This is a genomic window from Streptomyces xanthophaeus (assembly GCF_030440515.1).
GTDB classification, from domain to species: Bacteria; Actinomycetota; Actinomycetes; order Streptomycetales; family Streptomycetaceae; genus Streptomyces; species Streptomyces kutzneri.
Map to the genome: position 1 here is coordinate 2,308,280 of NZ_CP076543.1, position 21,771 is coordinate 2,330,050.

Annotated in this window: 17 protein-coding genes; 5 read left to right on the plus strand and 12 right to left on the minus strand. The window is 72.8% G+C overall.

Going from position 1 to position 21,771, the window contains the following annotated elements; all coding sequences use genetic code 11:
* Nucleotides 1–9: 9 nt before the first annotated feature.
* Nucleotides 10–2,268 carry an IucA/IucC family protein gene (locus KO717_RS09695; RefSeq protein ID WP_301365957.1) on the minus strand — a complete coding sequence of 753 codons (2,259 nt, stop codon included), beginning with the start codon at nt 2,266–2,268 and terminating at the stop codon, nt 10–12.
* Nucleotides 2,269–2,289: 21 nt separating this feature from the next.
* Nucleotides 2,290–3,792: a diaminobutyrate--2-oxoglutarate transaminase family protein gene (locus KO717_RS09700; protein WP_301365959.1), complete on the minus strand. Its 1,503-nt coding sequence runs from the start codon at nt 3,790–3,792 to the stop codon at nt 2,290–2,292.
* A 187-nt stretch (nt 3,793–3,979) separates the two neighbouring features.
* Here KO717_RS09700 and KO717_RS09705 point away from each other — a divergent pair, with 187 nt between their 5' ends.
* Complete coding sequence (locus KO717_RS09705) at nt 3,980–5,149, plus strand: trypsin-like serine peptidase (RefSeq protein ID WP_301365961.1); 1,170 nt, start codon at nt 3,980–3,982, stop codon at nt 5,147–5,149.
* A 123-nt stretch (nt 5,150–5,272) separates the two neighbouring features.
* On the opposite strand, the gene hflX is transcribed toward KO717_RS09705, so the two are convergent.
* The 6 genes from hflX to miaA form a co-directional block, all read right to left on the minus strand.
* On the minus strand, nt 5,273–6,778 hold the full coding sequence (hflX, locus tag KO717_RS09710) for a GTPase HflX (protein WP_301365963.1): 1,506 nt from the start codon (nt 6,776–6,778) through the stop codon (nt 5,273–5,275).
* Nucleotides 6,779–6,905: 127 nt separating this feature from the next.
* Complete coding sequence (locus KO717_RS09715; protein ID WP_301365965.1) at nt 6,906–8,405, minus strand: M1 family metallopeptidase; 1,500 nt, start codon at nt 8,403–8,405, stop codon at nt 6,906–6,908.
* Between the two features lie 142 nt (nt 8,406–8,547).
* Complete coding sequence (locus KO717_RS09720) at nt 8,548–10,638, minus strand: RelA/SpoT family protein (protein WP_301365966.1); 2,091 nt, start codon at nt 10,636–10,638, stop codon at nt 8,548–8,550.
* A gap of 140 nt (nt 10,639–10,778) precedes the next feature.
* Nucleotides 10,779–11,654 carry a diaminopimelate epimerase gene (gene dapF, locus KO717_RS09725; RefSeq protein WP_301365968.1) on the minus strand — a complete coding sequence of 292 codons (876 nt, stop codon included), beginning with the start codon at nt 11,652–11,654 and terminating at the stop codon, nt 10,779–10,781.
* An 88-nt stretch (nt 11,655–11,742) separates the two neighbouring features.
* The gene (locus KO717_RS09730; RefSeq protein WP_301374443.1) at nt 11,743–12,264 is read right to left on the minus strand and encodes a hypothetical protein; all 522 of its coding nucleotides are present in this window, start codon (nt 12,262–12,264) and stop codon (nt 11,743–11,745) included.
* Nucleotides 12,265–12,396: 132 nt separating this feature from the next.
* Nucleotides 12,397–13,335 carry a tRNA (adenosine(37)-N6)-dimethylallyltransferase MiaA gene (gene miaA / locus KO717_RS09735; RefSeq protein WP_301365970.1) on the minus strand — a complete coding sequence of 313 codons (939 nt, stop codon included), beginning with the start codon at nt 13,333–13,335 and terminating at the stop codon, nt 12,397–12,399.
* A gap of 217 nt (nt 13,336–13,552) precedes the next feature.
* On the opposite strand from miaA, the gene KO717_RS09740 reads away from it, so the two are divergent.
* The gene (locus KO717_RS09740; protein ID WP_301365972.1) at nt 13,553–13,720 is read left to right on the plus strand and encodes a gliding motility protein; all 168 of its coding nucleotides are present in this window, start codon (nt 13,553–13,555) and stop codon (nt 13,718–13,720) included.
* Nucleotides 13,721–13,743: 23 nt separating this feature from the next.
* A complete protein-coding gene (locus KO717_RS09745) occupies nt 13,744–13,989 on the plus strand; it encodes an antitoxin (protein WP_301365974.1) in 246 nt (81 codons plus the stop codon).
* Nucleotides 13,990–14,076: 87 nt separating this feature from the next.
* On the opposite strand, the gene KO717_RS09750 is transcribed toward KO717_RS09745, so the two are convergent.
* Both KO717_RS09750 and miaB read right to left on the minus strand, forming a co-directional pair.
* Complete coding sequence (locus KO717_RS09750) at nt 14,077–14,799, minus strand: hypothetical protein (RefSeq protein WP_301365976.1); 723 nt, start codon at nt 14,797–14,799, stop codon at nt 14,077–14,079.
* A gap of 38 nt (nt 14,800–14,837) precedes the next feature.
* Nucleotides 14,838–16,361 (minus strand): tRNA (N6-isopentenyl adenosine(37)-C2)-methylthiotransferase MiaB, encoded by a 1,524-nt coding sequence (miaB, locus tag KO717_RS09755; protein ID WP_301365977.1) that lies wholly within the window; start codon nt 16,359–16,361, stop codon nt 14,838–14,840.
* Nucleotides 16,362–16,663: 302 nt separating this feature from the next.
* Between miaB and KO717_RS09765 the strand changes: the two genes are divergently transcribed.
* A complete protein-coding gene (locus KO717_RS09765) occupies nt 16,664–17,659 on the plus strand; it encodes a TAXI family TRAP transporter solute-binding subunit (RefSeq protein WP_301365979.1) in 996 nt (331 codons plus the stop codon).
* A gap of 57 nt (nt 17,660–17,716) precedes the next feature.
* Here the strand turns inward: KO717_RS09765 and KO717_RS09770 are convergent, their stop codons facing one another.
* Nucleotides 17,717–18,742, minus strand: a complete 1,026-nt coding sequence (locus KO717_RS09770; RefSeq protein ID WP_301374444.1) for an ROK family protein — start codon at nt 18,740–18,742, stop codon at nt 17,717–17,719.
* A gap of 32 nt (nt 18,743–18,774) precedes the next feature.
* Nucleotides 18,775–19,881: a LacI family DNA-binding transcriptional regulator gene (locus KO717_RS09775; RefSeq protein ID WP_301365981.1), complete on the minus strand. Its 1,107-nt coding sequence runs from the start codon at nt 19,879–19,881 to the stop codon at nt 18,775–18,777.
* A 528-nt stretch (nt 19,882–20,409) separates the two neighbouring features.
* On the opposite strand from KO717_RS09775, the gene KO717_RS09780 reads away from it, so the two are divergent.
* Nucleotides 20,410–21,699, plus strand: a complete 1,290-nt coding sequence (locus KO717_RS09780; RefSeq protein ID WP_301365983.1) for a glycoside hydrolase 5 family protein — start codon at nt 20,410–20,412, stop codon at nt 21,697–21,699.
* Nucleotides 21,700–21,771: the final 72 nt, after the last annotated feature.

The following is a 21,771-nucleotide window of genomic DNA, read 5'->3' on the forward strand; positions in this document are numbered from 1 at the left end:
GCCGACGCGTCAATCGTGAAGGGGGTTGGTGATGGTGACGTAGACGGACTGGGTGTCGACGGGGCCGACCAGCTCGTCGAGGCCGCCCAGGCGGGTGAGGAGATTCGCCTTGCAGCGCAGGGTGGGCGAGTCGAGCAGCCGTGCGGGGAGCGGGCCGAGGCCTGCGGCCTTGGCGAGGAAGCGGCGGAAGGCGGCGAGGAGGACCCGCTCGTCCGCGAGGCGCTGGGATCCGAAGGCACCGATGAGGCCGAGCACGTTGTTGATGCCGAGGTAGTAGGCGAAGCGTTCGTCGGTGACGGCGTCGGAGACGAAGGTGTCGCTGGCGCTTCCGATGCCGGGGAGCCGGTGCTCCAGTTCCGCGCGGCGCGATTCGCGGAAGTAGTAGCCCTGGTTGTCGCGGTAGCGGCCGCCGATCGGCCAGCCGGCCGGGTCGAGGAGCACCAGGGTGTTCTGCTGGTGCGCTTCGAGGGCGATACCGGCGAGCGCGTCGAAGGCGAGGACCGGCAGCACCACGTGGTCGAGGTAGCGCAGGAACCACTCGGCGGCGACGGCGGACGTGGTGTGGCCGGTGGCGGTGGCGAGCCCGGTGACGAGCTCGGCGAGGCGGGAGCTCATGGTGGTCCGGCCGGGCCACGGGCGGGGAGCGGTGAGTGCGGCGATGCAGACGGGGTCGTCGCCCGAACGGAAGGGGTTGTGGCGCAGCAGGGCGTCGAGTCCGGGCACGGGGGTTCCGTCCGGGGCGTCCACGGCGACCCAGGCGGGGTCGCGGACGATGTCGAAGGCGGGGTGGGACGCCTGCCACTGCTCGGCGAGGCCGGTGCGGAGCAGCCGGTGCACCTCGACGCCGCGGTGGAGTTCCTTGCGGAGGTTCTCGCGGCGGGAGTTGGTGATGCGCAGGCCCAGGGAGAGCTTGAGCATCGCGGGGGCGCCCGGGCGGTGGACGGTGCGGACGGAGGAGGTGGGGTACCAGGGCTCGCCGTGCGTGCCCAGGTCGTGCAGAAGTCCCGCATCGCGGAGGGCGGTGACGGCGGGGCGCTGGAGCAGGTCGCGGGCCTGCCAGGGGTGCAGGGGAAGGGGGGTGGTGCCGTTGGGCAGCGGGAGCCCGGGGGCGAGTCGGCCGAGGAGCTGTGGGGCGGAGACGGGGCGGCCGCTCTCGGTCCAGGCCGATTCGCTGGCAAGAGCTGCGGGTTCGACCGCGAACCAGTGCAGGGGGAACGAGCCGTGGAGTTCGGGTGAGTAGCGGCGTACCTCGGCCTCGGAGAGTCCTTCACGGCTCTTCGGGTCCGGCTGGAGGGGGTGACCGAGGAGGAGCGCCTGTTCGGCGGTGAGGAAACGGTCCCCGCCGACGGGGGCCGGGGCGGTGGGGCGTTCCCGCCGGTCGGCGATGAATTCGGCGGTCCGGCGCACCGAGTCGGCGACCCGGCCGACGAGGTCGGCGGCGCCTCGGCCACCGCTCGTGCCCTCACGGGCGATGAGCGCGGCAAGGGTGACGGCGTCGAGGGAGGGGGCGGCAGCGGTCGTTCCTTCGAGCCGGACGGCACCGAATCGGTGCCAGCCGGCGTGGGACCAGTGGCGGACAGGGACGAGCAGGGCGGTGCCGGACGCGGGAAGGGGGATACGCAGGGGGGTTCCAGCGGGGCCGTCGGGGCGGCCGAGACCGGATTCGCGGACCCAGCAGCGGAGCAGGTTCTCCACCGCCGCGGCCTCGGCGGCGACGGCCGGGTCGGGGTGGTTGAGGAGGTCGGGCAGGGTGGTCGGCTCCAGCCGGAGGGGGCTCGTCCATCCGGAACGGGGCCGTGGTGTGCCGTCCTTCTGCCGCGGCACCGTGGCCGTTGCCCCGGCTCCGGTCCCGGTGGCGGCCGTGACCGTCGGGGGGAGCTGCTCGGCCGGTGCTCCGGGGTCGCCCGCCGGGCCCGGCTGCGGCTGCTCGGCCGTGGCTCCGTCGGCGTGGGGCGGCGTGCCGGCCGGGGACAGGGTCGGGGTCGGGGCGTCCTCGGCGGGGACGGGCCGGGTCGGCGGGCCGACCGCGGAACCCGGGGCCTGTACCTTGGGCGCGTCGGGCCGGGGCGTCGGGCACGGCGGCTCCGCGGCCTCCCGTAGCGGCGCCGCGGTGCCGGGCGGCGGTGACGGCTGCCCCGGGGCGACGGCGTCCTCATGGTCCGGGAGCGACCGCGGCTGCGCCTGGGCCGGTCCCGGCGGTGGGGCGGGCCGGTCGCAAGACAGCGGCTGGGTCTCCGTGATGGGGGTGGACTGGTGCGGGTCTGGCATCGCGGGTCCTCGGGGTACGGGTCAGTGGGTCCGGCGGGCGGCGGCCGGGATGGCGTCGGCCAGGCGGTCGAGGACCGCCGCGGCCTGCTCGTCGGTCAGGGTCAGCGGGGGAAGGAGGCGCACCACCGCGCCGTGGCGGCCGCCGAGCTCGACGATCAGGCCGCGGTCCAGGCACTCCTGGCGGACGGCGGCGGCGAGGGACGGTGCGGCGGCCCCGGTGTCGGGGTCGACGAGTTCGAGGCCGATCATCAGGCCCCGGCCGCGTACCTCTCCGATGCAGGGATGGCCGCAGGCCAGGCCGCGCAGGGCCGCCAGCATCCGTTCCCCCAGGGCGGCGGCGCGCTCCGCGAGCCGGTTCTCGCGGACGAAGGCGAGCGTGGCGGCGCCGGCGGCCATGGCGAGCTGGTTGCCGCGGAAGGTACCCGCGTGCGCGCCGGGGGCCCAGACGTCCAGGCCGGCCCGGTACACGATCACGGCGAGCGGCAGGCTTCCGCCGATCGCCTTGGAGAGGACCATGACGTCGGGCACGACCCCGGCGTGGTCGACTCCCCAGAAGGCACCGGTCCGGCCGACGCCCGTCTGCACCTCGTCGGCGATCAGCGGGATCCCCCGCGCCGCGGTGATCTCGCGCATCCTCCGCAGCCAGGCGTCCGGGGCGGGGATCACCCCGCCTTCGCCCTGCACGGGTTCGACGATCATGCCGGCGGGGGCGGGCACCCCGCCCTTCGGGTCGTCCAGCAGGTTCTCCGTCCAGCGCGCGGAGAGTTCGGCTCCCTCGGGGCCGCCGACGCCGAACGGGCAGCGGAGGTCCTGCGGGTACGGCAGCCGGGTCACCCGTACCCCGGTGGCACCTCCCGACGCGTCCAGGGCCCCGGCGGTCATGCCGTGGTAGGCACCGGTGAAGGCGAGCAGCCCGGGGCGTCCGGTCGCGGTGCGCACCAGTTTGAGGGCGGCCTCCACGGCGTCCGTACCGGCCGGTCCGCAGAACTGGATGCGCGCGTCGGCGGCCAGCGCGGGCGGCAGGTTGGCGAACAGCTCGGTGGTGAAGGCGTCCTTGACGGGGGTCGCGAGGTCCAGCACGTGCAGCGGGGCGCCCGAGTCGAGGACACCGCGGATGGCTTCGAGCACCACCGGGTGGTTGTGCCCGAGGGCGAGCGAGCCGGCGCCGGAGAGGCAGTCGAGGTAACGCCGCCCGTCGGCGCCCTCGATGGTCAGCCCGCGGGCCCGGACCGGGACGATGGGCAGCGAGCGCGCGTACGTCCGGGCGGCGGACTCCCGCTGCGCCTGTCTGCGCAGGATGCCCTCGGGGGCGGCGGAACCCCCCGGTCCACCGCTCACACCCGGACGGTTCGGATTGACCGGGGCGTTCGGGATGTTCGGGGCGTCCGGAACCGATCCCCGGCTTCCCTGCGGAGGCACTTGAGGCGGGATCTCTGTCGCGGCCGCCGCCGCGGCCGGCTCGGTGACAGCCACGAGTGTCGGTCCTCCCGCACTGATTGCACTTCCGGATTGCGTCTCGAACATGAACGCTGCTCCCCCATCCCCCGTACGTACCAACGACGGTGACGGCGAGGGATCACGGGTTGACTCAAGATCCTTGTCCCGCAAGGGGAGAACGCCAGGAACCGCAGCCCCGGCCTGTGTCGTCCTCGGCGACAGCGGCATAGTGGGGGGCTACTCCACTCCTCGAACTCCCAGGGGGACCAACGACATGCGACCGAACCGACCGGTCACCGCGATTCTGTGCGCGGCCACGCTCGCGCTGACCGCGGCTGCCTGCGGCCCCGGCGACGGGGAGGCCGGCGGCGACGCCAAGCCGACCGTGGCCGGGAGCCTGCCGGGCCAGGATGCGATCAAGATCCCGGACCAGCTCAAGGACAAGCTCAAGGAGCACGGAATAGACCTGGAGAAGTGGAAGGGGGGTGAGTGGAAGAACTGGAAGCAGGAGGACTGGCTCCGCGAGGCGGGCGACTACATCAACCCGGTCATCGAAGGCCTGTGGGACCCGGACCGCATGCGTGACGCCGAGCAGCCGCAGCGCCCGGCCGTCGACCCTGACGCGGGCAAGGACCAGGGCGTCACCGACCCGACCCCGGCCCCGGTGGCGGCCAAGCAGGCCGCCCCGCCCTACCACACGAGCGTTCCGGCGTCCGGCAAGGTGTTCTTCGACGGCCCCGAGGGCTCGATGGTCTGCTCGGCGACCGTGATCAAGGACCCGGCCCACCCCGGCAAGTCCAACATGGTCTGGACCGCGGGCCACTGCGTCCACGCGGGCAAGGCCGGCGGCTGGTACCGCAACATCGCCTTCGTCCCGTCCTACAACAACGCGGGCAAGCCGGCGGCGCAGCTCAAGGGCGCGCCCCGCGAGACGGTGGCCCCGTACGGCGTCTGGTGGAGCGACTGGGCGCAGACCTCCGACCAGTGGATCGCGACCGGCGGTCCGACCGGCGGCGCTGGTGCCCCGTACGACTTCGCGGTGCTGCACGTGGCGCCCGAGAAGGGCAGCAAGAAGTCCCTGGAGGAGACGGTCGGTTCGGCGCTCCCGGTGGAGTTCAACGCGCAGGCCGTGCCGAAGGTCGCGAGCATCACGGCGACCGGCTACCCGGCGGCGGCTCCCTTCGACGGCCAGCGCGCCTTCCAGTGCACGGACAGGCCGGGCCGGCTGTCCCTGAACGCGAACGACCCGGTGATGTACCGCATCGGCTGCACCATGACCGGCGGTGCCTCCGGTGGCGGCTGGGTCACGGCGGGCTCCGACGGCAAGCCGGCGCTGGTGTCGAACACCTCGATCGGCCCGGCCAAGGCGGGCTGGCTGGCCGGACCCCGGCTGGGTCCGGAGGCGAAGGGCATCTTCGACGCCGTCAGCGCCAAGTTCAAGTAGTTCGAGCGGTTCGAGTAGCCCCGGACCCTGAGCATGACCGAACGGCTGAGGCCCCCCTGCACCGCAGGGGGGCCTCAGCCGTCACACCGTCAAGCTCTCAAGCCGTCGGGCACGCTCGCACACTCAGCGCTTCGCCAGCGCGTACGGCGCCAGGTCCGCCGCCAGTTCCTGGTGGACCCGCGCCTTGAGCAGGGTGCCGTCCGGGGTGTGCTCCTCGGAGATCACCTCGCCCTCGGCGTGCGCCTTGGCGACCAGCGAGCCGCGCGTGTACGGCACCATGGCCTCCACCTCGACCTCGGGCCGCGGCAGCTCGGAGTCGATGAGCGCGAGGAGTTCCTCGATGCCCATGCCCGTCCGCGCCGAGACGGCGATGGAGTGCCGCTCGATCCGCAGCAGCCGCTGCAGGACGAGCGGATCCGCGGCGTCCGCCTTGTTGATCACGACGATCTCGGGCACGTTCACCGCGCCGACCTCGCGGATCACCTCGCGCACCGCCGCCAGCTGCTCCTCCGGCGCCGGGTGCGAACCGTCCACGATGTGCAGGATCAGGTCGGAGTCCCCGACCTCCTCCATCGTGGAGCGGAACGCCTCGACCAGGTGGTGGGGCAGGTGCCGGACGAAGCCGACCGTGTCGGCCAGGGTGTAGACCCGGCCGCTCGGCGTCTCGGCCCGGCGCACGGTCGGGTCGAGGGTGGCGAACAGCGCGTTCTCCACCAGCACGCCCGCGCCCGTGAGGCGGTTGAGCAGCGAGGACTTGCCGGCGTTGGTGTAACCGGCGATGGCGACCGAGGGCACCTTGTTGCGGCGCCGTTCCTGCCGCTTGATGTCACGGCCGGTCTTCATCTCCGCGATCTCCCGGCGCATCTTCGCCATCTTCTCGCGGATCCGTCGCCGGTCGGTCTCGATCTTGGTCTCACCGGGGCCTCGCGTGGCCATGCCGCCACCGCCGCCGCCACCCATCTGGCGGGACAGCGAGGCACCCCAGCCGCGCAGTCGCGGCAGCATGTACTGCATCTGCGCGAGTGCGACCTGCGCCTTGCCCTCTCGGGACTTGGCGTGCTGGGCGAAGATGTCGAGGATCAGCGCGGTCCGGTCGACCACCTTCACCTTGACGACGTCTTCGAGGGCGATGAGCTGGCCGGGGCTGAGCTCACCGTCGCACACGACGGTGTCGGCGCCGCTCTCCATGACGATGTCACGCAGCTCGCGCGCCTTGCCCGACCCGATGAAGGTGGCGGGGTCCGGCTTGTCACGGCGCTGGATGACACCGTCGAGTACGAGGGCACCCGCCGTCTCCGCGAGGGCGGCGAGCTCCGCGAGGGAGTTCTCCGCGTCGTTCACCGTGCCGGAGGTCCAGACACCGACGAGAACGACGCGCTCCAGGCGCAGCTGCCGGTACTCGACCTCGGTGACGTCTTCGAGCTCGGTGGAGAGGCCGGCCACGCGGCGCAGGGCCGCGCGCTCGGAGCGTTCGAACTGCTCGCCGTCCCGGTCTCCGTCGACCTCGTGGCTCCAGGCGACGTCCTCTTCCATCAGGGCATCGGCCCGAAGGCTCTCGGTGAAGCTCTGCGAGTCCCGCACGTCCTGTGCGTCCCGCGCGTCCTGGGAAGGGGAAGAAGAGGAGGTCATTGGATCCTTACGTCGATTCGAATAGCAGTGTCACGTTAACTGTCACGTCCAACGTGTCACACGGCCGGGGGATTCCCCACGCGGCCCCGTCGATGGTGACATGCCCGTTCCTCGGCGGTCACACCCTTTATCGGGTGCTCCCGTCCGCCGCGGCCTTGCCGGAGGCCGGATCCGCCGCGGCCCTGCCGGAGGCCGCCTTGCCACTCCACTCCGGGTGACCGGGCATCGGCGGGGTCGTGGCCCCGTACAGCCAGGGCTCCAGGAAGGCCGTGAGGTCGCGGCCCGCCTCCTGCGAGGCCAGGCGTACGAAGTCGGCCGTCCCCGCGATCCCGTCCCGGTTCTCCGTGACCCAGCGCCGCTCGGTCTTCTCGAAGGCCTCGGTGCCGATCTCCTGCCGCAGGGCGTAGAGGATCAGTGCGGACCCGTCGTAGACCACCGGCCGGAACAGCCCGATCTTCTCGCCCGGTGCGGCCGCCTTCGGGGCGGCCGGCGGACCGCCCGCAGCCCGCCACTGGTCGGAGCGCTGGTACGCCTCGTGCATGCGCCGCTCCAGGGAGTACTTGCCGAGGCCGTCCGCGTACAGGGCCTCGTACCAGGTGGCGTGTCCCTCGTTGAGCCACAGGTCGGACCAGGTCCGCGGGGTGACGCTGTCGCCGAACCACTGGTGGGCGAGCTCGTGGACCATCACGGACTCGACGTACCACTCGGGGTAGCCCTCGCCCGCGAACAGGTTGCTCTCGAAGAGCGAGAGGGTCTGCGTCTCCAGCTCGAAGCCGGTCGTGGCCCGTGCGATCAGCACCCCGTAGTTCTCGAAGGGGTAGCGGCCGACCCGCTCCTCCATCCACTCGATGTGGCCCGCGGTCTTCTTGAGCCAGGGGTCCAGCCGCTTCCGGTCCTGGGCGGGCACCACGTCGCGCAGCGGCAGCCCGTGCGGTCCGGTGCCGTGCACGACCTCGGAGCGGCCCACCGAGACCTGGGCCAGCTCGGTGGCCATCGGGTGCCGGGTCCGGTAGGTCCAGGTCGTCGTGGGGCCGAGCCGCACGGCGGGGGCCACCGGTTCCCCGTTGGCGACGGCCGTGAGGCCGGCCGGGGCGGTGATCCGGAAGGTGAAGATCGCCTTGTCGGCGGGGTGGTCGTTGCAGGGGAAGACGCGGTGGGCGGCGTCCGCCTGGTTGGCCATGGCCAGGCCGTCCTCCGTGGGCACCCAGCCGCCGTCGCCGCGGCCGCGCGGATCGCTGGTGTGCCGGATGGTGATGTGCAGCGGCATGTTGTCCGCCACCGGGCGCGCGGGCGTGAGGACCAGGTCCTCCGCCACGCTCTCGAACCGCGCCGGCTCCCCGTTGACCTCGGCGGACGCCACCTTGCCGTGGGTGAAGTCCAGATTGATGTGCTCCAGCCGCTCCAGGGCGCGGGCGTCGATGACGGTGACCGCGTCGAGCGGGCTCAGGTTGTCCTTGTAGGCGAAGGACAGGTCGTACGAGAGCACGTCGTACCCGGGGTTCCCGAGCTCCGGGAAGAGCCGGTCGCCGATGCCCAGCGGCTTCGGCGGGGGCAGGACGGCGGCGACGAGGGTGAGGGAGGCCGCGGCGAGCAGGGTGGCGCGCAGGCGCGGGGAGGAGAGCTGCATCCACCACCGCTTACCAGCGCCCGCCGCACGGCCGCGTACGACGCGCGACGAGTCCACCCGAACGGGGCCTTCCGGAGTCGTTCCGGCCTACGTCCGCACCGGCCTATGTCCGCACCGGCTTGTGTCCGCACCCGCGCCCGGCCTAGACCCGGCTGACGTCGTACACCCCCGGTACGTCCCGCATCGCCCGCATCAGCGCGGGCAGCCCGGCCGCGTCCGGCAGCTGCAGGGTGTAGCTGTGCCGGACCCGCTGCTCGACCGGCGGTTCCACGGTCGCGGAGACCACCTCGACCCCCTCGCGGGCGATCGCCTCGGTCAGATCGGCCAGCAGATGCGGGCGGCCGAACGATTCAGCGAGCAGGGTGACCCGGACGTCCGCCGTGGCCCGCCAGTGCACGGCGACGGAGGTACGCCCCACCGCCCGCATCTGTGCCACCGCCGCGCAGTGGACGCGGTGCACGGTGACGGCCCCGCCGCGAACCAGGAAGCCGGCGACGGCGTCCGGCGGCACCGGGGTGCAGCATCCCGCCAGTCGCACGGTGGCGTCCGGCAGATCGGCGACCGCGTTGCCCCCGCCGCCGCGGGCCCCGACCACCGACAGCGGCGCCCGGGCGGCCGAGGTCGTGGCCATGGCCCGGTCGGGGTGGGCTTCGAGCCAGCTGCTGATGGCGATCCGGGCCGCGGGGGTCCGCGCGTGGTCCAGCCACTCGGCGGCGGGTCCGGAGGAGGCGTCCTGGGCGAGCAGCAGCTGGACGGTGTCCCCGTCGGACAGCGGGGAGGACAGGGAGGTCAGGCGCCCGTTGACGCGGGCGCCGATACAGCCGTGGGCCGCCTCGCCGTGCTGCGCGTAGGCGGCGTCGATACAGCTGGCCCCGGCCGGCAGGCTGATGGTGCCGGTGGCGCTGCCGTCCTCCCGGAACACGGTGATCTCCCGGTCCTGGGCCAGCTCCGCCCGGAGCACGGTCCAGAAGGTGTCGGGATCGGGCGCGGACTGCTGCCAGTCGAGCAGCCGGGACAGCCAGCCGGGCCGCGTGGGGTCCACACGCTCCTCGTCCGGGTCGGTGGCGGCGTCGGGGGTCGCGGTGGCGTAGGGATTGCCGAGGGCGACCACACCGGCCTCGGCGACACGGTGCATCTGCCGGGTCCGCACGATGACCTCGGCCACGTAGCCCTCGGGGGTGGCGACGGCGGTGTGCAGCGACTGGTAGAGATTGAACTTCGGGGCGGCGATGAAGTCCTTGAACTCCGAGACGACCGGGGTGAAGCAGGTGTGCATCTCGCCGAGCACGGCGTAACAGTCGGCGTTCTCACCGACGAGGACGAGGATGCGGCCGAAGTCGGAGCCGCGCAGTTCGCCGCGGGTGCGGGCGATGCGGTGTACGGAAACGAAGTGCCGGGGCCGGACCTGTACTTCGGCGGCGATGCCTGCATCGCGCAGGACGCCGCGTACGGAGTCGGCGATGGCGGGCAGCGGGTCGCGTTCCCCGGCGTGGGCGGCGATGAGCGCGCGGGTGGTCTCGTACTCCTCGGGGTGCAGGATCGCGAAGACGAGGTCTTCCAGCTCGGTCTTGAGGGCCTGCACGCCGAGCCGTTCGGCCAGCGGGATGAGGACGTCGCGGGTGACCTTGGCGATGCGGGCCTGCTTCTCGGGGCGCATCACGCCCAGGGTGCGCATGTTGTGCAGCCGGTCGGCGAGTTTGATGGACATGACGCGGACGTCGTTGCCGGTGGCGACGAGCATCTTGCGGAAGGTCTCGGGTTCGGCGGCGGCGCCGTAGTCGATCTTCTCCACCTTGGTGACGCCGTCGACGATGAAGCACACCTCGTCGCCGAACTCCGCCCGGACCTGATCGAGGGTCACGTCGGTGTCCTCGACGGTGTCGTGGAGCAGAGAGGCCGTCAAGGTGGTTGTCTCGGCGCCGAGTTCGGCGAGGATCAGAGTGACGGCGAGTGGATGTGTGATGTACGGCTCACCACTTTTTCGCATCTGACCCCGGTGCGAGGTCTCCGCGAGGAGATACGCGCGGCGCAGAATGGACAAATCGGCGTCCGGGTGGTGGGCGCGGTGTGCCTCGGCCACGTGGCCGATCGCGTCCGGAAGCCGGTCTCGCGACGTCGGCCCGAGCAGGGCCGCGCGCCCGAGCCGGCGCAGATCGAGCCTGGTCCGCCCCCGTCTGCGGAGCTCAGGGCGCGCTTCGGGGTGTGCTTCGGGGTTCGTGGCCTCTGCACTCATGGGCACCTCCGGCGGCTTCGACCGGCGGTGGTGGGCATGGGGTGAGCCCTCAGGGCCGGTGCCTGATATTACCGACCCCACCACGTGGCGCAGTCCACCTCTCGCTCAGCGTGAAACGGATCACCCGTTAGAGGGAAGCTTCAGCCGAAAGCCGTTTCGGTGAGCCAGGTCCCGTCGAACTCCCCCGCAGCCACGATCACGGCCGGTCCGGTCATGTCGATCTGCCCGTCGGGGTGTTCGGTGATGATCAGGGTTCCGCCGGGAAGGTCGACGGTGTACGCGACCGGTTCGCCGGTGGCGGCCGGGTCGGCGCCGTCGCGGCGGATGGCGGCCACGGCGACGGCGCAGGCACCGGTGCCGCAGGAGCGGGTCTCGCCGGAGCCGCGCTCGTGGACGCGCATGGCGACGTGCCGGGGGCCACGGTCGACGACGAACTCGACGTTGACCCCGGCGGGGTAGGCGGAAGCCGGGGTGAACGCAGGGGCGGTGTAGAGGTTCCCGGCGTGATCGAGGCTCTCGACGAAGGCCACCGCGTGGGGGTTCCCCATGTTCACGTTCCGCGCGGTCCAGCTCCGGGCGTCGACGCTGACCGTGACCTCACCCTCGGGCAGCTCGGCGCGGCCCATGGAGACGGTGACGTCGCCCCCCTTGTCGAGGTGCACGCGCTTGACGCCGCCGCGCGTGGCGACGGCGAGGTCGCCGGGCTCGACGTGTCCGGCGTACTGGAGGTAGCGGGCGAAGACGCGCACGCCGTTGCCGCACATCTCGGCGATGGAGCCGTCGCTGTTGCGGTAGTCCATGAACCACTCCGCCTCCTCCGCCAGGTGCGCGGCCTCGGGGTGCGCGGCGGACCGGACGACGTGCAGGACGCCGTCCGCGCCGATCCCGGCGCGCCGGTCGCACAGCTTCGCGACGGCGGACGCGGGCAGCTCGATGGCGTTGTCCGGGTCCGGGACGATCACGAAGTCGTTCTCGGTGCCGTGGCCCTTGAGGAAGGAGAGGGTGGTGTGCGTCACCGGCCCATGGTACCGAGCCCCAGCTCAGGGGTGCCGGACCGTCCGAGGGGCGGAACCGGCCGGGAAGGCGGAACCGGCCGGGAGGCGGTCAGCGGAGCCGGGCGACCCGGTACACGGCGAGACCTACGACGGCCAGCGCGACGACGGCGTACAGCGCGGCCATGCGCCAGTCCGGGCGGCGGCCGCTCCCCCGGGCCGGGAGACCGGGCCACGTGTAGCCGACCCGTCGGGCGGCCATCATTCCCCAGCCTCCGGCGCAGCAGCTGATCAGGAAGCCGAGCATGGCGACCACCGCGCCGCCGTCGCCGAACTCGAAGGCGAGCGGGAAGGCGAACATCAGCGAGCCGGTGGCGGCGAGCATCGCGATCGGGGCGATCTGCCACAGGCGCAGGCGGCGCTGCGGGCGCAGTTCGACCTCGAACTCGGGTCCGGCCGCGGCCTCCGCCTCGGCGGAGTCCGGGGTGTCCGGGCCGTCCGGGGTCAGTCGCGCCGGATCGGCGGGCAGTCCGAGCCCTGTGGGCCCGTCCGTCCCGTCCGTCCCGTCCAGAAGCATCGGATCCGCTTCCCTCCGGGTGTCGTCCTGCCCGGTGTCACGAGGGCCGGCCTCCATCGCCACGCGCCCTCCCCACTCGGACTCAGTACGCCGCCGTTCATCGCAGGTGATCGCACCCGCTGAAGTTTGATGATGGCACGCCCCCGGCCCCACTACTGGCGCGTGAGGCGTCCCGATGCCATCACGTGATCAGGCTGTGACCGCTCGTTCGACCAACGACTGCGCGAGTCCGGGGAGTTCCCCCCGGTCGGCGGCGGCCCCGCTGAGCCAGTGCACGCGCGGGTCGCGGCGGAACCAGGAGTCCTGCCGGCGGGCGAAGCGCTTGGTCGCCCGGACGGTCTCCGCCCGGGCCTCGTCCTCGGTGCATTCACCGGCGAGCGCGGCCAGTACCTGCTGGTAGCCGAGCGCCCTGGAGGCGGTGATTCCGTCGCGCAGCCCGCGGGCCTCCAGCGCGCGGACCTCGTCCACCAGCCCGGCCTCCCACATCCGGTCGACCCGCAGGGCGATCCGCTCGTCGAGCTCCGGGCGGGCCACGTCGACGCCGATCTGCACCGTGTCGTAGACGGAATCGTGGCCGGGCAGGTTGGCGGTGAAGGGGCGGCCGGTGATCTCGATCACTTCGAGCGCGCGGACGATGCGGCGGCCGTTGCTGGGCAGGATGGCCTGCGCGGCGGCCGGGTCGGCGGCGGCGAGGCGGGCGTGCAGGGCCCCGGGGCCACGGAGCGTGACCTCTTCCTCCAGGCGGGCCCGCACCTCGGGGTCGGTGCCGGGGAACTCCATGACGTCCAGGGCGCCGCGGACGTACAGGCCGGATCCGCCGACGAGGACGGGGGTGCGTCCCTCGGCGAGAAGTTTGTCGATCTCCAGGCGGGCCAGCCGCTGGTAGTCGGCGACGTTGGCGGTGTCGGTGACGTCCCAGATGTCGAGGAGGTGGTGCGGGACACCGCCGCGTTCCTCGGTCGTCAGTTTGGCGGTGCCGATGTCCATCCCCCGGTACAGCTGCATGGAGTCGGCGTTGACGACTTCGCCGTCGAAATGGCGGGCCAGGGCTACGCCCAGGTCGGACTTTCCTGCCGCGGTGGGACCTACGACGGCGATGACCCGCGGGGCGGGGGCTGCTTTCCTCACCGCACCAGTCTCGCAAACCCCACAGCATGTACCCGATCGAGTTACGTGACGGGGTGAGGCCGGGGTCGTTGCCCTGGCGAGGTTCCGGCCGGACATGCGCCCTGCGTACGCCCGGCGCAGGCCGGTCCGGTCGACGCGGAACTTCACTCACACGAGTAACGTTACGGGAGTAGACATGGGCGTTTTTGATCGGTTTTTTCGCCGTAAGGACGAGGTTGTGACCGCGGAGGTCACGGCGGAGGACCTGACGGCGGAGTCCGGTGCGGCCGAGGAGGCCGAGCCTGTTGCCGAGAAGTCTCCGGAGGCGGGAGTCGTGGAGATTCCGAAGCAGCTGGCGGCCCCGGTGGCCGCGGACAGCGAGACCGGCGAGGGCGCCCGCACCTAGCGACCGCCGACGGAAGGTGACCCATGGGCCTGCTGGACAATCTGAAGGCCAAGCTCGGTCCGGCGAAGGACAAGGTCGGCGATCTCGCCCTGCAGCACGAGGGCAGGATCGGCGAGAGTCTGGAGAAGGTGGCCAAGGCCGTGGACTCCAAGACCAAGGGCAAGTACAGCGGCCAGATCACGAGCGGGACGGGCAAGGCGAAGGACGCCCTGGGGAAGATCGCGCACAAGGACGCTCCCGGCGGGCCGACACCGCCGACCGCCTCCTGACGCGGTCCGGGAAAGGGGCGCGGGACCGGCAGCAGCCGGTCCCGCGCCCCTTCGCCGTTCCAGGAACCCTGCGGCCGCCGTGCGCGGCTAGGACCAGGCGGCGACGAAGTACCCCACGCCGTACGGTGCGTCCTCGTACAGCAGGCGCCCTTCCAGCTCCGCGCCCTCGGCGGCGCCGGCCAGCACCTGCCAGGGGGCCCGTCCGGCGGCCTGGAGCTCGGCCGCGAGAGCGGCGTCGATCCCGGCCAGCGCGGCCACGTCGGCGGCGCCCAGCGCGCGGGCGGCGGCGGCGTCGAAGGCGGCGGCCCGCTCGTCGAGGTAGCCGGGGGCCTTGAGGGTGCGGCAGGCACTGCCGTCCCCCAGGACCAGCATGGCCACGCGTTCGGCGGAACCGCCCAGGTCCGCTCCGAGCAGGCCGCAGCCGCTCGGAGCGAGGTCCGCGGCGACGGCCACTCCGGCGACCGGGGCGGCCGCCCAGCGGGCCTGGCCGAGCAGCCAGCCGGCCACGGCGAGGGAAGCCGGGAGGGTGGTCCCGGTGGCGTGGCCGCTCGGCGGTTCGCCCAGGTCGGGGCCCAGGGTGACGGTGAGGTCCACCCCGAAGCCGGCGAAGCCGCCGGGCGTGCCCTGGTCGTACGCGCCGCCCTCGGCGGCGGCCCCGACCACGACCAGCAGGTCGGGCCGGGACGCGGCGAGCACCGCCAGCGCGTCGGAGCAGGCGGTGCGGGCGTCGCCGAGTTCGGCGGCGGCCCCCGCGGCGACCTCCGGCACGAGCAGCGGCGGGGCGGGACAGACGGCAGCGGCTACGAGCATGATCCGCAGCCTAGCCGCAGGCGCGGGACCCGTGTCGCTCAGGAGGAGGCGGGCACCGAACAGCCGGAGGCGACGGTCGGCAGGGGCGCCGGGACGCCCAGCGTCGGGATGCCGAGCATGACGCCCGCCGGCTGGGCGGGGGCGGCGTTGCGCTTCTCCCAGGCGTCGCCGGCGCGCGTCCGGCGCACCTTCAGCGTCGGGCCCTCGGCCAGCAGGTGGTGCGGGGCCGCGTAGGTGATGTCCACGGTGACCACGTCACCCGGGCGGACCTCCGCCTCCGGCTTCGTGAAGTGGACGAGGCGGTTGTCGGGCGCGCGGCCGGAGAGGCGGTGCGTGGCGCCGTCCTTGCGGCCCTCGCCCTCCGCGACCATGACCTCCAGCGTGCGGCCGACCTGCTTCTTGTTCTCGTCCCAGGAGATCTCCTCCTGGAGGGCGACCAGGCGCATGTACCGCTCCTGGACCACCTCCTTGGGGATCTGCCCGTCCATGTCGGCGGCCGGGGTGCCGGGCCGCTTGGAGTACTGGAAGGTGAAGGCGTTCGCGAAACGGGCCTCGCGCACCGCGTGCATCGTCTGCTGGAAGTCCTCCTCCGTCTCACCGGGGAAGCCCACGATGATGTCGGTGGAGATCGCGGCGTGCGGGATCGCGGCGCGGACCTTCTCGATGATGCCGAGGAATCGCTCCTGCCGGTACGAGCGGCGCATCGCCTTCAGGATCGTGTCCGATCCTGACTGCATCGGCATGTGCAGCTGCGGCATCACGTTCGGGGTCTCGGCCATCGCCGCGATCACGTCGTCCGTGAAGTCGCGCGGGTGCGGGGAGGTGAAACGGACCCGCTCCAGGCCCTCGATCTGGCCGCAGGCGCGCAGCAGCTTGGAGAAGGCCTCGCGGTCACCCAGGTCCGAACCGTAGGCGTTCACGTTCTGGCCGAGCAGGGTGATCTCCGAGACGCCCTCGGCGACCAGGGCCTCCACCTCGGCGAGGATGTCGCCGGGCCGGCGGTCCTCCTCCTTGCCGCGCAGGGCCGGGACGATGCAGAAGGTGCAGGTGTTGTTGCAGCCGACGGAGATCGAGACCCAGGCGGCGTACGCGGACTCGCGGCGGGTCGGGAGCGTGGAGGGGAAGGCCTCCAGCGACTCGGCGATCTCGACCTGCGCCTCTTCCTGGATGCGGGCGCGCTCCAGCAGCACGGGCAGCTTGCCGATGTTGTGCGTACCGAAGACGACATCGACCCAGGGGGCCCGCTTGACGATGGTGTCGCGGTCCTTCTGCGCGAGGCAGCCGCCGACGGCGATCTGCATGCCGGGGCGCTTCGTCTTCATCGGGGCCAGCCGGCCGAGGTTGCCGTACAGCTTGTTGTCGGCGTTCTCGCGGACCGCGCAGGTGTTGAAGACCACGACGTCGGCGTCGCCGTCGGAGCCCTCGGGCGCCCGGACGTATCCGGCGTCCTCCAGCAGACCGGAGAGCCGCTCCGAGTCGTGGACGTTCATCTGGCACCCGTAGGTGCGCACCTCGTAGCTTCGCTTCACGTCCACTGCCTGGCTCCGGTCGCTGCTGGTCATGCAACAAGGGTAGGCGGTACCCGGTGGCCCTCCGGTCCCCCGTTCGGCCGGCCCGGGGGGAGGCGGCGGCCGAAGAGGACGAGCAGCAGGTCCTGGGCTTCTCCGGACACCGGAGTTCCCTCGCCGTGGGACCGGTCCAGGTCCTGTGCGCGCAGCCGGACAGCGGTCAGGTCCGCGCCGAAGAAGCGCAGGGACCGGGCGCCCGCTCCGGCCGCGCGCGAACTGCTGGGAAGGCTCCGCCCGGGAGCTCCCGGACGGCCCGCGCCGTGACAGGACGGCGGACGGGTGGCAGGATCGCGGCCATGCCTCTCGTACCGCCCCGGATCAGCAGGCGCCACGCCCTGCGGGTCCTGGTGGCCGTACTCGCCGTGCTCGGCGTCCTGACGTGGTGGCTGAAGCCCTTCGGGCAGCCGGAACTGCAGGGCGAGCTGACCTTCAGCACGGGCGCGCGGACCGGGGTCTACCACCGGTACGGGCAGCTCCTGGAGCAGGCGCTCGCCCGGGACATGCCCGGGATGGACGTACACCTGGAGACCAGCGAGGGCTCGCAGGAGAACCTGAAGCGGCTGGCCACCGGCGAGGCGGACTTCACGGTGGCGACGGCGGACGCGGTCGCCAAGTACCAGCTCGACAAGAAGCCCGGCGCGGACCTGCTGCGCGGGGTGGCGCGGCTCTACGACGACTACGTGCAGCTGGTGGTCCCGGCCGACTCCCCGGTGCAGTCGGCCCGTGACCTGCGCGGCAAGCGGGTCGCGATCGGCCAGCCGGGGTCCGGCGTGCGGCTGGTCTCGGAGCGGCTGCTGAGGGCGGCCAAGATCGACCCGGTGCTGGACCTCACGTCGGTGTCCATCGGCATCGACACCATGCCGGGTGAGCTGGAGGCCGGCCGGATCGACGCCTTCTTCTGGTCCGGCGGCCTGCCGACGAACGCCGTGCGCGAGCTGTCGGAGCGCTTCGACATCCGGCTCGTGCAACTCGGCGACCTGGTGGAACAGCTGCAGGAGAGCGGCAGCCCGGCGCGCTACTACCGGACGGCCGTGATGCCGCAGGACGCCTACGCGCGGGCGCGCAACACGAGCTCGGTGTCGACCCTGGCCGTGCCGAACCTGCTGGTGACCACGGCGGGGACCGACCCCCAGCTCACCGAGCAGCTGACGCGGACGGTGATCCTCAGCCGCGACCTCGTCGGGCGGCAGGTGCATGCGGCGCAGCTCGTGGACCTGCGGACGGCGATCTACACCGACCCCCTGGACCTGCACGAGGGCGCGCGCCGGTACTACCGGTCCGTCAAACCCTGAGGCTCCCGAGGGCCACGAGGGCCCTGAAGGTCCTGAAGGTGCTGAAGGTCCTGATGTTCACGAAGGGGACGGCGCCGAAGGCAGCAGCATGGTCGCCGCCGCGGCCGCGCCGATCAGCCCCGCATGGGTGCCCAGCATCGCCGGCACCACTCGGATGTCCTTGACGAACGACAGCGTGGCGTAGGCCGCGAGGTGGCTGCGGATCGGGGCGAAGAGGGTGTCGCCGGCCGCGGCCACTCCACCGCCGATGACCGCGATGTCCGTCTCCACGAGGGTCGCGGTGGCCGCGATGGCGGCGGCCAGGGCGCGGCCCGCCCGGTCGAAGGCGGCCAGGGCGATCGGGTCACCTTCGGAGGCGGCGGCGGCCACACCCGCCGCCGAGGCATCGCCTCCGCCGCCCGCCGTGTCCGACCCGTTGTCCGGCGGGGTCCAGCCCTGGTCCAGGGCCCAGCGGGCGATCGCCGTACCGGAGGCGATCGACTCGACGCAGCCTCGGCCGCCGCACGCGCACGGTTCGCCGTCGAAGGCCACGCTGATGTGGCCGATGTGTCCCGCGTTGCCCGTGGGGCCGGGGTGGAGCTGGTTGTTCAGGATCAGGCCGCCGCCCACGCCCGTGGAGACCACCATGCACAGGGCGTTCGCGTGGCCCCGGGCCGCGCCCAGCCAGTGCTCGGCGGCGGTCATCGCCACCCCGTCACCGGCCAGCACGGTCGGCAGCTCGGCCCCGCGCGCCGAGAGCTCCGCCACGACGCGCTCCTGGACCGGGAACTCCCGCCAGGCCCCGATGTTGACCGGGCTGACCGTGCCCCGGGAGGTGTCCACCGGGCCGGCGCTGCCGATCCCGCAGCGGACCGCCGAGGCCCACAGCGGCGACGCGGAGAGGTCGGCGACGACCTCGGCGACCGCCGCCATGACCGCGTCGGCATCCGCCCCGCGCGGGGTCGGGCGGCGGGTGGTGGCCGTCATCGTGCCGTCGGGGTGCACCAGCGCACCGGCGATCTTCGTACCCCCGATGTCGATCGCCACCGTCGGTCCGGAGGCCGTTGCGGCGGCCCGCGGTGCGGGGAACGGGGCGCTGGGAATGATCACGGTGGCAGCTCCAGGAGGTTTCAGGATTAAGTATGCGCCGGGGGCGGCGCCGTGCTCTCGCGAGGCTCCAGCCTCGGCCGCTCACTGATCCGCACGCCGGGCGGGCTGCCCGCGAGGACGGCCAGGAGTTCCTCGGCCGCAAGTCGGCCGAAGCCGGCGGTGTCCCGTACGAGCGCGGTGAGCCGGGGATGGGTGACCCGGCAGAGCGCGGAGTCGTCCCAGGCCACGATCGACAGCCGGCCCGGGACGGGGATGCCCAGCTCGGCGGCGACCGCGCTCCCGGCGACAGCCATCACGTCGTTGTCGTAGACGAGCGCCGTGGGCGGATCGGACTCGCCGAGGACCCGTCGGGTGGCCGCCGCGCCCTCGGCGTCGGAGTAGTCGGTGACCACCGAGCGCACCTGGTCGGGGCCGAGGCCGCGACGTGCTGCCTCGGCCCGCAGGGACTCCATCCGGCGGACGGTGTGGGCGAGACCGGGGAGGCCGGCGACGTGCACGATCCGGCGGTGGCCCAGCCCGTACAGGTGCTCCAGGACCTGGGCCATGGCGCCGGCGTCGTCGGCCCGGACCGAGGACAGGGTCGTGGAGGGAGCCGGGGAGGGACCTCTCCCGCCCCCGTCGACGCCCCCGTCGATCTCCCCGTCGCCAAAGCCGCCGGCCGGGGACAGGGCCTCGCCGATGGTGACCGCGGGCAGTGCCAGTCCTTCCAGGAGCGCCGGTCGCGGGTCGCTCGTACGCGGGTCGACGACGAGGACGCCGTCGACCCGTCGCTCGGCCCACCAGCGGCGGTAGAGGGCGCATTCGGCGTCGATGTCCTCGACGACCTGGAACAGCAGGGCCGTCCGGGCGGCGGAGAGGACCTCCTGGATGCCGGAGACGAGCTGGAGGAAGAAGGACTCGACGCCGAGCGTGTGCGCGGGCCGGGCGAGGACCAGGCCGACGGCTCCGGAGCGTTCGCCGGACAGCGCCCGGGCCGCGCTGTTGGGCTGCCAGCCGAGCTCCTCGGCGACGCGCCGGATCCGGGACCGGGTGTCCTGTGAGACGCCCGGCCGGTCGTTGAGCGCGAAGGAGACGGCGCTCTCCGACACACCGGCCTGCCGGGCGATGTCCTTGATCGTGGGTCTGCGGGCCATGGCCTGCCTCATTCGTCCTTCGGGTGCGTCACACGTGGCGGAATACGGACGGCAATGGCCGGACCGTACGCGATCCTGCCCTGACAGGCCGCTTTTATGACGATCCGTTGGTTTCCGGGAGGGGTGCCGAGCGGCGGACGGGACTCCGTGCCACGTCACCGCCCACGGCACGTCCCCCAGCGGGGCCGTCCCCGTGCCGTCCAGCGAGGACTGCCGAACACGGGCTGCTGCGGCTCCCGTTCCGGTCCGCAGCGCGCACAGCGGGTGCCCGGGCCGCGGGGGCGGCCACCGTGACCGAAATACCGCTGATACCACTGTCCATTTCCACACACTTCCTTGCGGCCGGCCATGACTAAAGCGCATTAGTTTCCTCAGGCTCTTCGCCCTGGAAGCCTTGTGTCAACTGGGCTGAAGCGCATAAGTACACGAGCGGGGGCCCTGTTGACTTTCCTCACCCGCACCGGCAGGTTGTGCCGCATCCGGTGAATTCCTCCAGTACTCGCGTACTCCAGAACTCCAGGACGCCCTGTGCCCGATGACGCGCTCCGCTTCGGCGCCAACTACACCCCGGCCCGCGGCTGGTTCCACCACTGGCTGGACTTCGACCTCGCCGAGGTACGGGCCGACCTCGACTCGATCGCCGCGCTCGGGCTGGACCACATCCGCGTCTTCCCGCTGTGGCCGGTCTTCCAGCCGAACCGGACGCTCATCCGGCCGCGCGCCGTCGAGCAGCTCGTCGCGCTCGCCGACGCGGCCGCCGAGCACGGGCTCGACGTCAACGTGGACGGCCTGCAGGGGCACTTGTCGAGCTTCGACTTCCTGCCCGCCTGGACCCGGACCTGGCACCGGCGCAGCATCTTCACCGACCCGGACGTGGTCGCCGGGCAGGAGGAGTACCTGCGCACGCTCGCCGCGGCCCTCGCCGACCGGCCGAACTTCCTGGGCATGACGGTCGGCAACGAGATCAACCAGTTCTCCGGCCCCCCGCACCCCGACCCCGACCGGATCACCCCGGACCAGGCCGCCCGCTGGCTGGAGCGGATGCTCGCCGCCTGCGAGGCGGGCGCACCGGGGCGGCTGCATCTGCATGCCGAGTACGACGCGGCCTGGTACCAGGACGGGCACCCCTTCACCGCGGCCCAGGCGGCCCGGCTGGGCGGGGCCACCGCCGTGCACTCCTGGGTGTTCAACGGCACCGCCCAGCGCCACGGCCGGAGCGGGACGGCGACCGAGCACCATGCCGCCTACCTGATCGAGCTGTCCAAGGCCTGGGCCCTGGACCCCCACCGCCCGGTGTGGCTCCAGGAGGTCGGTGCCCCGGCGCCGCTGATCCCGCCCGAGCACGCGGCGCGGTTCACCGAGGCCACCCTCGCGAACGCCCTGGACTGCCCGGACCTGTGGGGCGTGACCTGGTGGTGTTCGCACGACGTGTCCCGGGAGCTCGCGGACTTCCCGGAGCTGGAGTACGGCCTCGGCCTGCTCGGCAACGACCGCCGGACCAAGCCGGCCGGCGCCGCCGTCTCCCGGATCGCCGCGCGGTGGCGGGGCCGCGCGCACCGCCCGGCCCCGCGGTCCACCGCGCTCGCCGTGGACATCGGCGGGGATGCGGGCGAGGTCGCGGGCGCTGACGCCGGCGGGGCGGCGGGGGCTCCGGGGCGCTCGGTGTGCGCCCCGGGCGGCGCCTTCTTCGAAGCCTGGGCCTCGCTGACTGCCCAGGGGGTGCGCCCTGCGGTGGTCCTCGCGGAACGCGCCGCGGACCCCGCCCATCTGGCCGCGCGCGGCATCACCGAGGTGCTGCACGTACACGACGTGACGTGACCTGCCCAGACCTGCCAGACCTGCCTGACCGAGCGATCCACCGATCCTTTCGATCCACCGATCCCTTCGTGA

Excerpts from the sequence above, each read along its gene's own strand:
- miaB (WP_301365977.1), bottom strand. The coding sequence starts at position 16,361 with ATGACCAGCAGCGACCGGAGCCAGGCAGTGGACGTGAAGCGAAGCTAC.
- KO717_RS09775 (WP_301365981.1), bottom strand. The coding sequence starts at position 19,881 with ATGGCCCGCAGACCCACGATCAAGGACATCGCCCGGCAGGCCGGTGTG.
- KO717_RS09715 (WP_301365965.1), bottom strand. The coding sequence starts at position 8,405 with ATGCAGCTCTCCTCCCCGCGCCTGCGCGCCACCCTGCTCGCCGCGGCC.
- KO717_RS09695 (WP_301365957.1), bottom strand. The coding sequence starts at position 2,268 with ATGCCAGACCCGCACCAGTCCACCCCCATCACGGAGACCCAGCCGCTG.
- KO717_RS09730 (WP_301374443.1), bottom strand. The coding sequence starts at position 12,264 with ATGGAGGCCGGCCCTCGTGACACCGGGCAGGACGACACCCGGAGGGAA.
- KO717_RS09765 (WP_301365979.1), top strand. The coding sequence starts at position 16,664 with ATGCCTCTCGTACCGCCCCGGATCAGCAGGCGCCACGCCCTGCGGGTC.
- hflX (WP_301365963.1), bottom strand. The coding sequence starts at position 6,778 with ATGACCTCCTCTTCTTCCCCTTCCCAGGACGCGCGGGACGCACAGGAC.
- KO717_RS09745 (WP_301365974.1), top strand. The coding sequence starts at position 13,744 with ATGGGCCTGCTGGACAATCTGAAGGCCAAGCTCGGTCCGGCGAAGGAC.
- KO717_RS09720 (WP_301365966.1), bottom strand. The coding sequence starts at position 10,638 with ATGAGTGCAGAGGCCACGAACCCCGAAGCACACCCCGAAGCGCGCCCT.
- KO717_RS09705 (WP_301365961.1), top strand. The coding sequence starts at position 3,980 with ATGCGACCGAACCGACCGGTCACCGCGATTCTGTGCGCGGCCACGCTC.
- KO717_RS09750 (WP_301365976.1), bottom strand. The coding sequence starts at position 14,799 with ATGCTCGTAGCCGCTGCCGTCTGTCCCGCCCCGCCGCTGCTCGTGCCG.
- KO717_RS09700 (WP_301365959.1), bottom strand. The coding sequence starts at position 3,792 with ATGTTCGAGACGCAATCCGGAAGTGCAATCAGTGCGGGAGGACCGACA.